General features: G+C 72.4%; 1 protein-coding gene. It reads left to right on the forward strand.

Annotated elements, in window-relative coordinates; translation table 11 throughout:
* On the forward strand, positions 1-196 hold a 196-nt coding region (locus tag ACUXUR_RS26870; RefSeq protein WP_445505403.1), incomplete at its 5' end, for a hypothetical protein.
* Positions 197-210 lie beyond the last annotated feature (14 nt).

Below are 210 nucleotides of genomic sequence, written 5' to 3' on the forward strand. Positions count from 1 at the left end.
AGGCGCCGCGGCGGGCGTGGCGGCGGCGATCTTCTGGTCGGCGGCGGTGGCGGGCTGGGCGAGCAGGGCGGCTGCGCTCAGGGCCAGAACGGCAGCGGTCGCCAGCAGCGGCCGGCGTCCCGAGGTCAGTGGGGTGGTCATCATCGTCTCCTGGTGGCACCGCCTGGCGGATCAGAAGTGGTCCGTCATCGGATGAAGACGTTGTACGCC

The sequence above is a fragment of the Microvirga medicaginis genome (genome assembly GCF_052658925.1).